This window comes from Novosphingobium terrae (assembly GCF_017163935.1).
GTDB lineage: Bacteria > Pseudomonadota > Alphaproteobacteria > Sphingomonadales > Sphingomonadaceae > Novosphingobium > Novosphingobium terrae.
This window is the reverse complement of sequence record NZ_JABVZR010000001.1, coordinates 1,693,894-1,709,548: the sequence shown is the minus strand read 5'-3', so window position 1 is coordinate 1,709,548 and position 15,655 is coordinate 1,693,894. Positions and strand designations below refer to the sequence as shown.

Below are 15,655 nucleotides of genomic sequence, written 5' to 3'. Positions count from 1 at the left end.
GCCGACCCATCCGCCGTCTGAGGCATTGGACTGACAGCACGGCCTTTTCAGGCGAAGTGGAGATTCAGCCTTGTCAGATCACCGGGACATGATTGACCGCCGCCGCCTGATCAAAGCCGCAGGGGTGGGTGGAACCGGGCTGCTTCTCGGTTCGAGCGCGATGGGCGCCACCTTCACACCCCCCAGCTCCGTCGATAGAGGTCACGTCGAACCTGGCCCGGACGGTCGTCCCCGCGTCAGCTTCCCGAACTGGCGTGATCCGGCTGACACCCCCTCCTCGCCCCCGCCTGCCCCGTTGCCACCCGAACAACGTGTCGGTTTCGCTATCGTCGGCCTGGGCAGGCTTGCACTGGGCGAAATCCTTCCAGCTTTCGCAAAATCATTGATGGCCAAGCCGGTGGCACTGGTCTCGGGCTCCCCCGAAAAGCTGCATGCCGTGGCCGCACAATACGGTATCAAGCCCGAAGCCTGCTACAGCTACGAGGACTTCGACCGCATCCGCGACAATTCCGAAGTCAAGGTGGTCTACATTGTGCTGCCCAATGCCATGCACCGGCTCTATACCGAGCGGGCAGCCAAGGCAGGCAAGCATGTGCTGACCGAAAAGCCGATGTCAGTCACCGCGAAGGATGCCCAGGCGATGGTGGATGCCTGCAAAGCCGAGGCTGTCAAACTGATGGTCGCCTATCGCATCCAGTATGAGCCCTTCAATCGGCGCGCGATGAAGGCTGTGCGCGAGGGTGCACATGGCCGTTTGCTCGCCTATCATGGCATCAACACCCAGACCGTTGCGGCCGACGGCCATCTCCAATGGCGTCACAAGAAGGCAATGGCGGGCGGCGGCTCGCTGTTCGACATTGGCCTCTATTGCCTCAACACCGCACGTTTCATGACCGGTGAGGAGCCGGTGGAGATCTTTGCCACCACCTATGCCCCGCCCGGCGACCCGCGTTTTTCCGAGGTGGAAGAGACCGTCTCCTTCATGCTGCGTTTTCCCTCCAGCACCATCGCCAATTGTTTCACCAGCTATGGTGGTCGCGACGACAAGCATGCGCGCCTGAACCTGGCCGCCGCTGCCGTCGACATGCCCAATTGCTACCAGTATCTCGGCCAGCGCATGACTGTGACGAAGCGAGAGAGCGATGCCACCAGCCACGACGAGATCGTCATCGAGGCGAAGAACCAGTTTGCCACCGAGATCGATCATATGGCGGAATGTGTCTTGACCGGGCGGGATCCCTACACGCCGGGAGAAGAAGGCGTGCAGGACCACCGCCTCATGGAAGCAATCTATGAAAGCGCGCGCAGCGGAAAACCGGTTCACCTCCCCGCCCTTGCCGGGCTCGATCACTTTCGCGGCCCTCCCCCCAAGGCGGATAGCTGAGCGATGATTGCGCTCTTCATTCTGCTCGCCATCGCTGGTGGCGTCACCAGCGCGCTCCAGTCGGGCAGCAACCAGATGCTGCAAAGGAGCTTGACCGCACCGCTGTGGACGGTTGCCATCATCTCGGCAGTCACGCTCATCGCCGCGCTCATTCTGCCTTTGGTCGCGGGTGAAAAGTTGCCTCAGGGACAAGCAATTGCCCAGGCACCCTGGTGGGCCTGGGCAGGTGGGGTCTTCGGACTCGGTTTCGTTATGGCAACAGTCTATGCTACGCCCAGGCTTGGAGCCGGGCTCTTTGTCGGGCTCATTGTCACCGCTTCAACAGTAGCCTCGCTTCTCCTCGATAATTTCGGCTGGATGGGCTTTTCTGTTCACCCGGCGGGTTTAGGCCGCATTGCCGGCGGGGTTCTGATGATCGTTGGCGTCGCACTGATAGCGGCATTTTAACCTCGTACGCCTTTGCCTCAACGTACTCCGGCCAGGCCTTGGTGGCTGGAAAGCCAAAGCCCGCTTGGCGAAAACGCTCTGGCGCCGCCCTTCGGCCTGACGTACACGAGTTTCAACACACAAACCGGGACATAAAAATGGCGCTCGTCAAAAAATCGACTTTGGGAACGCGCGCCAAAGGGAGTGCCGAAAAAGCCGGGCCTACAGCAAAACCAAGCCCGGCCCGGCGCCCTCGCAAATCTCCTGCGGCAGGGTCTTTGACGGCTCAGGATCGTATCGTGCAGGCAACGCAGGATCTGGCAAGCGGGTTGGGACAAGCCAATGCAGCCTCCCGCGAACTCGCCCGCACGATGGATCATATCGCCAGCGGCGCGGAGGAGGCTGCCGGCGCCGCCCAGGAATCATTGGGGCTGATTGCCGCACTCGGAACCAATTTCGCTGAAGCCCGCAGTCGAGCGCAAACGTCGAGCCAGCAGGCAGACCAGGCGGCGCTCGCCTTTGACGAGATCGCACGTCTTATCGAGGCTTCAGTCGCAGCCATCGAGTTAAGCGCGCAACGCCAATTAGCTACGGTCGACCTCATCACCGGCCTCGAAGCGGCATCGGCAGAGATCGGGCATGTTGGCAGCACCATCGTCGATGTGTCGGACCAGACAAGTCTTCTGGCCCTCAATGCCGCGATCGAGGCAGCGCGCGCAGGCAACGAAGGAGCCGGATTTTCGGTTGTTGCGGACGAAGTCCGCTTGCTCGCCGAAACCTCGGAGAGCGGAGCCATGGCGATCACCAGACTGGCCGCTGGTATTGCCCGGGAGGTTGGCAGCATTGCAGAGCGTGTCCGTGCAGCATCCACACAAGCGGCCGACGAGGCCAAGGCTGGGCGTGATGTGGTGACACGCCTAGCCGAAGCGCGTGAAAACCTGATCGAACTTGGCCTCGGTGCCCAGGAGGTTCTTCAGTCGGCGACCGAGGCCGACCGGGCGGCGCAGGAGGCCGAAAAGGGGGCGCAGCAAGTCGCCGCAGCAGCCGAGCAGCAAGCCGCTGCGGCGAATGAAGCCAGGCAGGCGATCGACGAGCAGGGGCATTCTCTGTCCGAAAGCCAGAAGACAGCAGAAGCACTCAGGACGCTGAGCGAAAACCTCGATCAGTCCGCAGGGCGCTCATCAGGCGCGGAACAACTGGCAGCCGCTGCCGAAGAACTGTCCGCGACAGTGCAGGAATTGTCAGGGACCGCCGGGCAGATCCTGATCGCGCTTGAGCAGATCGGACGCGGTACACAGCTTCAGGCTGCCGCCACGGCACAAGCCAACGTTGCCATGGGCCAGATCGAGGCATCTGCCGAATTCGCCCGCTCCCGCTCTGAGTCTGCGAGCGAGCGCATAGGCGCAATCGTGCTTGCAGCGGAGGAAAGTGCCCGGCGGATTGATGGGCTCGCCGAAGGCGTTGGCTCGGCTGTTTCGGAAGTCAGGGCCGTTCTCGGCCTTCTCAACGCCCTTTATGCCACCAGTCGCGACATCGAGAAGACATCCGATCGTCTGGCACTGGCGGCCGTTCAGACCAGCATGCTCGCCGTGAGTGGTACGGTCGAATCCACTCGGGCGGGCGAGGCAGGACGCGGTTTCGCCCTGGTTTCAGCCGACATTCGCAAGCTTTCGGGCGAAGCGGCGAAAAGCAGCGAAGACGGGAAGGACGGCGCCCGTTCAATCCAGGAACAGATCATTGCCATCAGCCGTGATCTTGAACAAATCGCGGGCGCTGCGGAGGCGGAGGTTGCCCGCAACCGCGCCATGGTCGAGCGTTTTTCCATAGTGATGGACGGATTGCGGGTTGCGCGGGACCAGAACGAGGTCATTCTCACCGGGACGCAGGACATTTTGCGTTCGGTACGCGAAGTGCGCAGCGGTACCGAACAAATCGCTCAGGCTGCCGATCTCGCTTCCGGAGCGGCAAGAGAGGCAAGTGCAACGGCTCGCCAACAGAATGAAGCGGCTGACGGTCTCGCAGCCTCGATTGAGGATATTGCATCGCTCGCCACCGTTTTCGCCGCCGCGCAGTCCTGACGCCTTGTCCGCCGCATCTGCCTCGACTGGCCGGGTTCTCGGTTTCAGGCTCGACGATGAAGAGATGAACATCGCCGCGGCCACTGTCAGGGAAATTATGCCCGTCCCTGTGCTGGCCCGCGTTCCTCACGCGCCACCGGCGCTCCTTGGCCTGGCAGCGTTTCGCGGCGAACCGGTGCCCGTACTCTCCCTTGCGTCCCTTCTTGGGCGACCGGAAGGGCCGATCGGAAAAATCATCCTGATTGATGTTGACGGTCCCGTTGGCCTGGCCGTGACCGGTGTGACGCGCATCAACCAGACAGCTGAAACATCGACGATCCCAACGCTCGATATGGCTGGCCTTATCGCAGCCGCAATGCCTCAGCGCCGATCCCCTCGCGGTCTGCATCCTCGTACCCACCGAGCCTCCGCTGAGGCAATCGAGGTTGGCACAAGGCAGGCTGAAACGCTGCCTCTGGTCACCTTTCTTGTGGCCGGGCAGGAATTTGCCCTGCCGATCGCCGCTGTCGAGGATGTGCTGCGCCTCCCCACCCGGGCCGCCCCAGTTCCAAATGGCGAAGCCGCGATTATCGGAAATATCGCCTGGCGCGGGTCAACACTGCCTCTCCTTTCGCTGGGCGTTTTGCTGGGCCTTCCCAAAGGCGTCGCAACGCATCAGGCACGGATCGTGGTCACCAGGATCGCCGGACACACGATCGGCCTTGTCGTCGATGCCTTGCGAAATGTGGAGCGGGCGACGGAAGAGTCCATCGATCCTGTCTCACCCTTGCTCAATCGCGGCAGCGAAGCGCGCGTCCAGGCGATTTGTCGGCTTGAGGGCGGCGAGAGGCTTGTCTCCATTCTTTCGCCAGACCAGTTGGTCAAGGACGACCTGAAGGCGGCCATGCCGCACAGCAGAAGCCGGGGACCTGACGTGATGACCGCATCTGCCGAGGAAGAACTTTTCGAGACCTTTCTGTTCTTTGGCATCGAGGGCGCCCGCTATGCCGTGCCGATTGAGGCTGTGCTGCGTGTAAGCCTTCTTCCACCAAACCTGACATCCATGCCTCGCGCGCCTGAATTCGTGAAGGGCCTCATGCAGATCGATGGCGACATCGTGCCGGTGATCGATCAGCCTCAACGGTTCCATGGGCGTAGCGCTGCCAGCCAGAAGCCCAGAGTTGTCGTGCTGACCATCGGCGCTCTAACGGCGGGTTTCATTGTCGATACCGTCGAGGGAATAAGACGGCTTCCGATCGCTGCATTGAGAGAGGCGCCTGATCTCGGGGTGGAGGGTCTTCGTGTCTTTGAACGCGTCGCCCAAGCCGACGGTGACGAGAGCCTGATCCTCATCGTCAGTCCCCAGCAACTTTTTGAGGCCGCCGAACGCGATCTGCTCCTTGAACTGAGCAGAGAGGCACTGAAGTCAGCACCGTGATCAGACTGCTCGTTATCGACGATTCCGCGCTGATGCGGCGCCTCATGACCGAAATCTTCACCCAGGCCGGCGACTTTGAAGTGGCCGTGGCGCGCAATGGAGCGGAGGCGCTTGCTCGGCTTGGCGACTTTTCCCCGCAGGTCATTACGCTCGATGTCCAGATGCCCGACATGGACGGATTGGTATGCCTTGACAAGATCATGGTGCTTCACCCCTGCCCGGTGGTGATGGTCTCGTCGCTGACGCAAGAGGGAGCCGAAGAGACGCTTGAAGCATTGGCGCTCGGCGCTGTCGATTTCTTGCCCAAACCGCGTGGCGCCCTGTCCCTGGAGATTGACCGCATTGCCCCGGAACTGGTGACACGCGTCCGTGCCGCCGCCGGCGCGCATGTTGCACGCAGCCATCGGCTGCAGGACAGGTTGCGGGCGAAGAAGTCCGCGCTTGCGCAGTCCGCATCTGTCATACGGCCCACGCGCCGTATGAATCTGGTCGCTGAAGGGCATGACCCGCCGGCGGGCCTCGTACTGCTGGGATGTTCAACCGGGGGGCCTCCAGCCCTCGATGTCGTGCTGAGCGGGCTTCCGGCCGAATGCCCTTGGCCGGTCCTTATTTCGCAGCACATGCCATCGGCATTCACCGGCCCGCTCGCTCGACGCCTCGATCGGCTGACGTCGCTCAAAGTGGTGGAGGTCGATCGCGCTATGCCGCTGCGTCCCGGTTACGCCTATGTCGGGCGCGGCGATACTGATCTTATTCTGTCTCGCAGGCAGGGCCATCTCGTTGCCCTCCCTGCCCCGGCAAGCTCTGATCATCTCTGGCATCCCAGCGTCGATCGTATGGTCGAAAGCGCCATGAAGCTGGTTGCACCCGAGTGCCTGCTTGGTGTGTTGTTGACAGGCATGGGGACCGATGGCGCTGCAGCAATGGCACGATTGAAAGAGGCTGGCGGTCATACGATCGCCGAAGCCGAGTCGAGTGCCGTTGTGTGGGGAATGCCCGGCGCCTTGGTGCAACGTTCCGGCGCCAGCCAGATCCTTGATCTCAGCGAGGTTGCCAGCGCCATTTGTCAGGCGGTCGCCCCGTGAGCGGCAGAAGCGACCAGCCGGCTCCCGTGGCTCCGGACGACCAGGTCATCGCGCGTGCGGCGGTGTTGATCCGGCACTGGACCGGAATGACCTTTGGTGAGAACAAGCGCTATTACATTGAACGCCGGCTGGTCGAGCGTATGGCCAAGACCGGTATTGCCGCGCCCGCTGCCTATCTCGACTTCGCGACATATATGCCCGGCGAACGCCAGGAGCTGATCAACGCGTTCACCGTCAATGAAACCTATTTCTACCGCGAAATCCATCACCTTTCTGCCCTTTCCGGGCACATGCTGCCCTCTATCGTGCGGCATCGGGTGCCTGGAGACCTGATCAGGATCTGGTCCATGCCATGTGCCACAGGCGAAGAGGCGTATTCCATCGCGATCTGGCTTCTTGAGAACTGGGCCCTGGTCGATGCGTTCAACATCGAGATTGTCGGATCTGACATTGACACCGCTGCGCTCGCCAAAGCGCGTGACGGCCATTTCTCGCAGCGTTCGCTCGCGAGGCTGCCCGAGCAGATCCGCGAAAGCTACTTTGAAATTGAAAAGGGGCACCAGCGCCAGATCATTCAGGACCTTCGCGAATCGGTACGCTTTACCCCGGCCAACCTTATCGATCCCTCCAGCGTGGAAGGACTTGGCAGCTTCGATGTCATTCTTTGCCGCAACCTGCTGATTTATTTTGACGACGACGCGCGGAAGCGTGCGGCCGATCTCCTCTACGACAGGCTAAAGCTGGGCGGCTATCTTTGCCTTGGGCACAGCGAATCTATGAAAAACATCTCTGATCGCTTCGAGGCGACTCGCCTTGACGACGCAATTGTCTATCGTCGGCCCTGATGGACGAATTGCTCGAACAATTCCTGATCGAGACGCGTGATCTCGTCACCCAAGCGGGCAAGGATCTGGCGCTCCTGGCGAGTATCCCGGATGACCGCATGGCCATCGACAGCGTTTTCCGTGCCATCCATACCCTCAAGGGTTCCTTTGCCATCTTTGGTCTGGCTGCTGCCGAAGGGCTGCTTCACGGTGCAGAAGACCGGCTCGACCAAGCGAGAAAGGGTACGGCCGGACTGAACGCGTCGACCGTGAAAAATTTGTTGGCCTGCCTCGATCAGACTGATCGCTGGATCGACGAAATGGAGAGCAACCAGTCTTTGTCAGGAGACGCTCAGCAGAAGGGCGCCCGACTCCTTGCACTTTTCGACCAGGAACACACGCCCTCTTTCGCTCACTCTGAATTACCCTCCAGGCCTGAACCCGCGAGCTGGGTTTCCACCCTTCTTGAACGTGAGAAATCTGTGATCGCGGCTCAGCAAGGCAGCCTCGTGGCCTTTCGCTATTGCCCGGATCCAGATTGCTTCTTTCGGGGTGAAGACCCCCTTTCGGTCGTGGAAACCGTGCCGCAATTGCTGGCGCTGGCCATGTTGCCCCGAGATGATAGCTGGCCCGCATCGGACGACCTTGAGCCATTCTCCTGCTTTATCGTGATCGAAGGCCTGAGCGCGGCGTCCGAAAGCGAAATCAAAGCCGCCTTTCGTCTTCAGCCCGACCAGGTGGAGACAGCCTCCGTTGCCGGACATGACAGCCCGCTCGCCTCGATCGAGGCGATGCGTGAAACCCAACTGCTGCGGGTAGAGCAAGCTCGCGTTGATGCCCTGGTCGATGGCCTGCGCGATCTTGTCGTTGCGACCAACCGCATTGCCCCGCTCGCAGCCGAAATCGAGGTTGCACATCGCGATCTGGCGGCTCGATTGCGGGCGCTCGACACCGACATCAAAAGGATCACCGCCGGGCTTGGCAGCCATCTCACGCGGATACAACAGGTTCCCCTTGCGCCGGCCTTACGCCGCCTGCCCCGCGCTGCCCGCGATATGGCCCATACGTTGGGCAAAGAGATCGATTTCACGATCACCGGCGATGGGATTGAGGCTGACAAGCAGATCGTCGATGCTCTTTTTGAACCGCTCCTTCATTTGCTGCGCAATGCAATTGACCACGGCATAGAGCGCCCGGATGTCAGGCTTGCCTGCGGAAAGGATGCAGAGGGTAAGGTTTCTCTCGCAGTGCGCCGGGAGAGCGATGCCATCATTCTTGCCATAAGCGACGATGGCGCGGGCATCGATCCAGCCCGGATTCGCAAGATCGCGGTGGAGCGCGGGCTACTGACACATGCCGAATCCCAAAGTCTCGACGATCAGTCGGCGCTAAGGATCATTCTCCGCCCGGGCTTTTCCACCGCCGCTGAGGTCACCGACCTGTCTGGGCGCGGCGTAGGCATGGATGCGGTCGACATGGCGATTGCCAGGTTACGGGGCTCGATTGATATTCAAAGCAGTTCGGGCCTGGGCACATGTTTCCAATTGCGACTTCCCGCCCACGCGCTGACCACCCGGCTCCTGGTTGTCACCGTCGGCCTAGACCGTTTCGGACTTGCGCTCGACCAGGTCAGGGAAACTGTGCGCATCGATGAAACCGCCATCAGGCCTGCGGGCAGCGGCCAGGTCCTTCTCCTGCGTAACAAGGCGATCCCGGTCCTTGATCTGGCAGAACTCCTGAACCTGCCACCACACAAAGGTCACCCGGCCAGGTTCGTGATCACCCAGCTTCAGGGTGATATGGTCGCTTTGCGCATCGGGAATTTCGCTGAGCGACTCGACACGGTGCTGCGTGCCCCCCGTGGCATTCTCGCTCTGTCGCGGGGCATCATGGGCTCGGCTTTGATGGGGGACGGCAGCGTTCTTCTGGTTCTCGACCTTCCGGAGTTGATGGCATGAGCGTCAGGGTTGAGGGAGGTGTCATCCATCTTATGGGCCGTTGCCCTGCCGATGACGCGGAGGATCTGCTTCGCCAGATCCAGGAAAATCCGGATTTTGCTGTCGACATTTCGGAGGCGAAGAAGCTTCATACCGCTGTCATGCAGATTCTTCTCGCCTTGAGCCCCGCCGTTCAAGGTCGACCTTCTGATGGTTCGCTCAGCCATGAGCTCATGTGGGGCCTGATTTCAAAGCGCGACAGGGCGCAAAAAAATTTCTAACAGCATCTTGATTGAGGGGCGCGATCAAGGGCGACCCGGAGGAAGCAATGCCAGTCAAAGTTCTGATCGTTGATGATAGCAAGCTTGCCAGGATCGTCGCTGGAAAGGCGCTGGCCAGCCTGCAGCCAGATTGGGAGAAACTCGAGGCGGGCAGCGCTGCGCAAGCGCTCGAGATCATTGAAAATGCCACCCCTGACCTCGCTCTGGTCGATTTTAACATGAGCGAGAAGGACGGACTTGAACTTGCGGGCGAGTTGCGCGTTCTGTTCCCCGACATGCCCATCGCCATCATTACCGCCAACATTCAGGACGAGGTTATCGCGCGTGCGCGAGAGGTCGGCGCTGCTTTCGTTCCCAAGCCTGTGACGCCCGAAGCGCTCGAACCGTTCCTATCCGGTGCGGCTCTGCGCCTGAAAGCAAGCCGCCTGTGACATCAGAGAGCATCACCCTTGTCGGTCTCGAACGCGATGCGCTCACTGAGATCGTCAACATCGGCGTCAGCCGGGCTGCCTCGAGCCTGCGCAAGATGATCGGCGATCAGGTCCAGCTCTCTGTCCCATCGATCGAGGTCGTCAGCCAAAGTCGGGCGGCCCGCCTGATCAGCGAACGGGAAGTCAGCGATCTCGTCGCGGTGCGCCAGGATTTTTCAGGGCCTTTTTCCGGTCGTGCCTTGCTCATTTTTCCGGAAATCAACAGTCTCGAACTCGTCCGGGCGGTGACCGGCGGTGAACTGTCCGCCGATGAGATCGTTGAGATGGAGGGTGAGGCGCTCTGTGAGACGGGTAACATCATCCTCAACGCCTGTTTGGCAACCATGGCCAACATGCTCAAGCGCTCCTTGTCGATGACGCTTCCGGAGGTTCTGCGCGGAACGAGCGCGAACCTGTTCGAGGTTAATGAGGAGAATGGTGGCCGGGGGCTGGTTCTTTTCCTCTATATCGATTTTGCCGTGCGCAGCCGGGACATCCGCGGCTATATTGCGATGATCATGGATATACCCTCTCTCGAAATCCTGAAGGAATTGCTGGGAGAATTTATCGCGCGCGTCGTCGGCGATGATGGCTGAGGCCACCATGCGAGCAACTCTCCCCTTTGGCTCGATCCTGTCCGGTGCGAGCGGGACATGGGCTTGGGATATTCCCGGTGACCGGCTGCATGTGGACGAGCATTTCGCCGAGCTTTACGGCCTGCCGGCAGTCGAACTCGAGAGCGACTTCCCGACATCGGTCTTCTTTCAGGCGATCCATCCGGATGACCGCTCGCGCATCCGCATTGCCGTTGCGGGCATGCTGGCCGGCGCGGAACTTTTCACCAAGGATTTTCGTGTAATTACGCCGGGCGGTAACACGCTCTGGATGCACGGTCGTGGACAATGCCACCTCGACGACAATGACCAGCCGGTGCGCTTTACCGGGCTGCTGGTCGACATCACCGAACGCAAGCGAGCTGAAGAAAAACTGCGGATCGCTCAGAGCGCCGGCGGTATCGGAAGTTTTGAATATATCGATGGTTTCGCCACGGCGTCCGTTTCCGATGAATTCTGCCGCGTGCTGGGGTTGCATCCGACCTCCGTGCTGCCTGTTCAGACCATCAACGGGCTGCTTGAGGACGCATCAGTCCCCTTGATCCCTGGCCCTGGCGACGGCACCGTTCCCGACACAGTTGATCGCGAATTTTGTATTCGCCGATCCAGCGACGGCGCTTTGCGCTGGATCGCCCGGCGTGGCGAAATTATGCGCGAGGGAGCCGGATATCGACTGGTTGGCGTGATTTACGATATCACCGTCGCCAAGGAGCAGGAAGCTGAATTGCGCTCCTGGAGCGAAAAGCTGGAAGCCCGGGTCGAGGAAGAGGTCGCAGTCAGACATAAGGCCGAAGATGCTTTGCGTCAGGCTCAGAAGATGGAAGCTGTCGGGCAACTGACGGGCGGAATTGCCCATGACTTCAACAATCTCCTGATGGCGATCACCAGCAGCCTGATTTTGCTGCGCAAGCGAATTCCCTCCGATCCCGCAACCGATCGCCTGATCGATGGCGCAATGCAGGGCGCTGAACGCGGGGCGTCCCTCACGCAGCGCATGCTTGCATTTGCACGTCGACAGGATCTCACCACGCGCCCCCTCGATATGGCCGTCGTCGTCGAAGGTATGAAGGAGCTGGTGACCCGCACGTTGGGGCCGGCCTGGTCACTCGAGCTCGACGTCTCACCCCAGCTCCCCTCAGTCATGGCGGACGTCAATCAGATTGAGATGGCGATCCTCAACCTCACGGTAAATGCACGCGATGCGATGCCCACGGGCGGCCCAATCACGATTGAGGCACGTCTCAAGGAGCACGCTCATCTCGAAAACAGTCAGCTCACGCCCGGTGCTTACATTGCCATCTCGGTGATCGACAGGGGCACCGGTATGGACAAGGCGACGCTTGAGCGCGCAACCGAGCCATTTTTCACGACGAAGGGGGTCGGCAAGGGCACCGGCCTTGGCCTTTCAATGATCCATGGCCTTGCCGAGCAACTCGGCGGTGGCTTCACGCTGGAGAGCACCCTCGGCGTAGGGACACGAGCGACTCTCTGGCTGCCTTTGGCTCCTCTTGAGCATGGTCTCACCAATCCTGCACCGGTCAAGGAGGCAATCGGCGATCACGCCCCGTCGCTCAAGGTTCTTGCGGTCGACGACGATGGGCTCATTCTGATGAACACCGCAGATCTCCTCGAGGATCTCGGTCATCAGGTACTCGAAGCCGGTTCGGGTGAGGAGGCGCTTGAAATGCTTCGCCAGGACCCTGGCATCGACGTGTTGATCACAGACCACGCAATGCCAGGTATGACCGGCTCGCAGCTGGCGGAATTGGTAAATCTGGAGCGCAGCGATCTGCCGATCATTCTAGCAAGCGGGTATGGGGATCTTGCCGGAGTTGGAAATCGGCACCTGATCAAGCTCGGTAAGCCCTTCACACAGGACATGCTGGCGCAGGCATTACGTGATGCAATCGACATGATCCCGCGCGCCGTGCTCCGTGAAGATTGAAGCAGCCCCTCCAGGCCATTTTCGTGGGCATGGCGGCATCAGCCACCCGCCCGGCAAGGCAGGTGAGTGACCCGGTTAGTGGTTGCCTACAGCTCCTTAACTCCGGAAAAGCGTTCGTAAGAAGCCGCTCCATCTGATGGACGGAACCCGAGTTTCCAAAGGTAATTGAGTACCGCCTGGGCATGTCGGATCGCCAGATCCTGAAAGCCGGGGCTGTTCATCAGTGATTTCGCAGATGTCGATGCCAGCTGGCATTTCGCACTCAGGTCGTGCCACTGCATTCTCGTTAGCTCACCGACAGCCATATTCCATCCTCTCAACTGCTACTTGCGATGCAATGGTCTGGAAGAAGCGGTGTTCCGGATCTTCTGCGTCTTTGTAGTCGCTGGCCCGGTTCATACGGCCTTCGTGAAAATTACTCCCTCTCGTCGCAAAATTATCTTTGATCAGATATATACCCCTTTTCCAACATCTCGCCATAGATCCAAAACGATCATGGCCGATCGCACAAAAATCTACGCAAAATTTTCTTATATTCCTAAATTTAAAATAAAACATACATCCACTAAACATGCTATAGTAGAGGTGTAAGATTTTTTTAGGTGCGGTTAAATGCCATCCGATGGACATGACCGCTCTTCACCGCCGTATCGGAAGCACCGAAGAATTCAGGGGAACTCCTTGAAGGGGTTGTGCTTCTCCTAATCAGTGAGCTCAAAAATGTCTGTTCGCGAAGGACAGGCATTGCCAACTTCTGGGTTGAGTCTTGTTGAGCGGATTGCGCGCGATCCCACCTCCGAACGCCTAAGCGTCGAGGGCATCGGCTGCGAGCCATCCACTTTCAGTAAGCCCGACATGGTGGTGGCTCGCAGCCGGACACCCGGCAGTTTGGCAAGCAAAGGTCGAGCCCCCTATCGATGAATGAGTCGACGGGTTCGTCAGTAAACTATTAAAAAAGGGAGAGTAGAGTTGACCAATTTCGCACGGCTTGATCACCGGCTTGACGTTTCAGCCTTGACCTGCAGAGCCATCATCGAGACCCCGAAAGGCAGCCGGTCAAAGTATACCTATGAGCAGGAGGTCGAAGCATTCGAACTGACTGGCCTTTTGCCGGTCGGTATGAGCTTTCCCCTCGATTTTGGCTTCATTCCTTCTACACTCGGGCAAGACGGTGACCCGCTTGACGTTCTGGTGCTGGGAGATGAACCATCTGTGGTTGGCTGTCTCGCCAATGTCCGGCTTCTCGGTGTGATCGAGGCAGAGCAAACAGAAAGAGATGGTAGAGTTATAAGGAATGATCGCTTGTTGGCGCGGGTCGATCAATCAATCTCGTATGAAGGTGCCGCGCAACTCGACGATCTGGGGACCCTCTTTATCGATCATCTCGGAAGGTTTTTTACCAACTACAATGCCCTCAAAGGCAAAGGTTTCAAGGTCATAACCACGGCGGGGCCCGAGCGTGCTGCGGCACTTATCAGATCGGCTTCCAGTCACTCCCCCCTCTAGACTGACGTCCACCCTGCTCTTGCCAACCGACCTCCAAAAGCACCTTCGGTTGCGAATGCTCATCCACCTCAGTCGCAAAAGAATACCCCGCTTTGCTGATTTGAATTCCGGCCCCATGTGGTTTGATCAAGGAACGTTCGGCATCTTCGCCGCTTGCTTTATTGAACCGCCCGGTGAGGAAGCTATGACCAAAAACAGGAAGAATGCCGAGAACTCTGGCGAAAATCCCGCAGCAGGGGGTTTTGAGAGTGTTCGTGAAAAGGTCGAGAAGACCATCGCAAGCGATCAGGATGAAACAGATCAGGCACGGAAGCGCCTTCTACACGGTGGCAACCGATCGAACCAATCAAGGTGAGGCGGATGGCCGAGCGGAGTAACGCTCAGTCGAACCAGGAATTCCCCTGCGCGCAAAATCAACACCTCAATCAGAGCAGCTACCACCACAGATAGCACGATGTCTAGTCGGGCAGGATTTGTGGCGAGTGCGGGACTAGCTCTCGCCCGGGATTACTCATCCTTCTGTTTTTTGACCTTTCGCGCCTCGATCATGGAATCAAGTGATCGGTCCGCAAGCGGCTGAACAGCTCGATGAAGGCTTCATCGGTCGCTTGGTAGGCCGAGAAGCCCAGCTTGCGGCTTTTGCTCATATCGGTGACAACCTCGATCGGGCGCCCAAGATCGGCATCGGTGTGCCATGGGCTCGCCAGACGAGACAAATCCGCCTCGGCCAACTGCTCGCGCTGGGCAAGACTGCGCCAGATCGAGGCATCCTGGGCCATCTGCACCTCCAGCGGGAGGATCTCGCCATCGAAAGGAGCCGGTGTCAGCCCGAACCAGTCGGCGATGCGCCCCCACATCCAACTCCAACGGAAGACATCACCATTGACCACGTTGAAGGCCTGATCGCACGCCTGCGGTGTTGAGGCCGCCCACAACAGATGGCGGGCCAGCAGGCGGGCATCGGTCATATCGGTCAAGCCGCTCCACTGCGCCGATGATCCGGGGAAGCGGAAGGGACGACCAGTCTCTCGGCACAGCGCAGCATAGGCCGCCAGCGTGGTCCCCATGTTCATCGCATTGCCCACCGCCTTGCCGATGACCGTGTGCGGGCGATGGACGCTCCAGCCGAAACCGTCTCGCGCGGCGGCGGCGAAGAGCTCGTCCTCCTGCGCGTAATAGAAATTCTCGACATCGAGACGGCCTTGCTCCTCGCGGAACGGAGTGGCGGGCAGCGCGCCCTGCCCATAGGCCTCGAACGGCCCGAGATAATGCTTGAGCCCCGTCACCAGCGCGACATGCGCCACGCTGCCCGCCGGGCGCAGCGCATCGAGCAGGTTGCGGATCATCGCGGCATTGACGCGGATGTTCTGCGCCTCGCTGGCCTGCCGCGACCAGGTGGCGATGAACACCGCATCGGGCCGGTGGCCAGCCAGAGCCGCGCCGAGGGACGCGTCATCCTGCAGATCGGCGGCAAGGGGGATCACGCCCTGCTGCGCGACCGGATGGCGCGCCAGACCGAGCACGGCCCAGCCCTCGCGCACCAGCAGATCGGCTGTCGCGCTGCCCACGATGCCGCTTGATCCCACCACCAGCGCTGTCTTGCTCATCACCGTCTCCTTAGCTTGCAAGGCAGCACCTAGGCATGCGCGGAGGCGCGCGCTAGAAGGCACCTTTTAGGGACATAGGCA

At 60.0% G+C, this 15,655-nt stretch carries 15 protein-coding genes; 13 read left to right on the top strand and 2 right to left on the bottom strand.

The features are described 5' to 3' along the window. Positions 1-88 precede the first annotated feature (88 nt). The 11 genes from HGK27_RS07740 to HGK27_RS07690 all read left to right on the top strand — a co-directional run bounded on the left by HGK27_RS07740 (position 89) and on the right by HGK27_RS07690 (position 12,461). Positions 89-1,384, top strand: coding sequence for a Gfo/Idh/MocA family protein (locus HGK27_RS07740; RefSeq protein WP_206240005.1), 1,296 nt, complete (start codon positions 89-91; stop codon positions 1,382-1,384). Between the two features lie 3 nt (positions 1,385-1,387). Continuing rightward, complete coding sequence (locus tag HGK27_RS07735) at positions 1,388-1,831, top strand: DMT family transporter (RefSeq protein WP_206240004.1); 444 nt, start codon at positions 1,388-1,390, stop codon at positions 1,829-1,831. A 137-nt stretch (positions 1,832-1,968) separates the two neighbouring features. Continuing rightward, entirely contained in the window at positions 1,969-3,888 is a 1,920-nt protein-coding gene (locus tag HGK27_RS07730) for a methyl-accepting chemotaxis protein (protein WP_206240003.1), read from the top strand. Then, positions 3,809-5,305, top strand: coding sequence for a chemotaxis protein CheW (locus tag HGK27_RS07725; RefSeq protein WP_206240002.1), 1,497 nt, complete (start codon positions 3,809-3,811; stop codon positions 5,303-5,305). Before HGK27_RS07730 ends, HGK27_RS07725 begins: the two co-directional genes overlap by 80 nt. Next, positions 5,302-6,390 (top strand): chemotaxis-specific protein-glutamate methyltransferase CheB, encoded by a 1,089-nt coding sequence (cheB, locus tag HGK27_RS07720; protein WP_206240001.1) that lies wholly within the window; start codon positions 5,302-5,304, stop codon positions 6,388-6,390. Before HGK27_RS07725 ends, cheB begins: the two co-directional genes overlap by 4 nt. Then, positions 6,387-7,235 (top strand): CheR family methyltransferase, encoded by an 849-nt coding sequence (locus HGK27_RS07715; protein WP_241126925.1) that lies wholly within the window; start codon positions 6,387-6,389, stop codon positions 7,233-7,235. Before cheB ends, HGK27_RS07715 begins: the two co-directional genes overlap by 4 nt. Next, complete coding sequence (locus HGK27_RS07710) at positions 7,235-9,172, top strand: chemotaxis protein CheA (RefSeq protein WP_206240000.1); 1,938 nt, start codon at positions 7,235-7,237, stop codon at positions 9,170-9,172. Before HGK27_RS07715 ends, HGK27_RS07710 begins: the two co-directional genes overlap by 1 nt. Then, a complete protein-coding gene (locus HGK27_RS07705) occupies positions 9,169-9,432 on the top strand; it encodes a hypothetical protein (RefSeq protein WP_206239999.1) in 264 nt (87 codons plus the stop codon). Before HGK27_RS07710 ends, HGK27_RS07705 begins: the two co-directional genes overlap by 4 nt. A gap of 47 nt (positions 9,433-9,479) precedes the next feature. After that, positions 9,480-9,863, top strand: a complete 384-nt coding sequence (locus HGK27_RS07700) for a response regulator (RefSeq protein WP_206239998.1) — start codon at positions 9,480-9,482, stop codon at positions 9,861-9,863. After that, positions 9,860-10,498: a chemotaxis protein CheX gene (locus tag HGK27_RS07695; protein ID WP_206239997.1), complete on the top strand. Its 639-nt coding sequence runs from the start codon at positions 9,860-9,862 to the stop codon at positions 10,496-10,498. The genes HGK27_RS07700 and HGK27_RS07695 overlap by 4 nt, the downstream gene beginning before the upstream one ends. A 7-nt stretch (positions 10,499-10,505) precedes the next feature. After that, entirely contained in the window at positions 10,506-12,461 is a 1,956-nt protein-coding gene (locus HGK27_RS07690; RefSeq protein ID WP_241126923.1) for a hybrid sensor histidine kinase/response regulator, read from the top strand. Between the two features lie 291 nt (positions 12,462-12,752). Here the strand turns inward: HGK27_RS07690 and HGK27_RS07685 are convergent, their stop codons facing one another. Beyond that, complete coding sequence (locus tag HGK27_RS07685; RefSeq protein ID WP_206239996.1) at positions 12,753-13,091, bottom strand: hypothetical protein; 339 nt, start codon at positions 13,089-13,091, stop codon at positions 12,753-12,755. 339 nt (positions 13,092-13,430) lie between these two features. On the opposite strand from HGK27_RS07685, the gene HGK27_RS07680 reads away from it, so the two are divergent. Next, entirely contained in the window at positions 13,431-13,967 is a 537-nt protein-coding gene (locus tag HGK27_RS07680) for an inorganic diphosphatase (protein WP_206239995.1), read from the top strand. A 55-nt stretch (positions 13,968-14,022) separates the two neighbouring features. Further along, positions 14,023-14,322, top strand: coding sequence for a hypothetical protein (locus tag HGK27_RS07675; RefSeq protein ID WP_206239994.1), 300 nt, complete (start codon positions 14,023-14,025; stop codon positions 14,320-14,322). A 190-nt stretch (positions 14,323-14,512) separates the two neighbouring features. On the opposite strand, the gene HGK27_RS07670 is transcribed toward HGK27_RS07675, so the two are convergent. Next, complete coding sequence (locus HGK27_RS07670; protein WP_206239993.1) at positions 14,513-15,574, bottom strand: SDR family oxidoreductase; 1,062 nt, start codon at positions 15,572-15,574, stop codon at positions 14,513-14,515. Positions 15,575-15,655 lie beyond the last annotated feature (81 nt).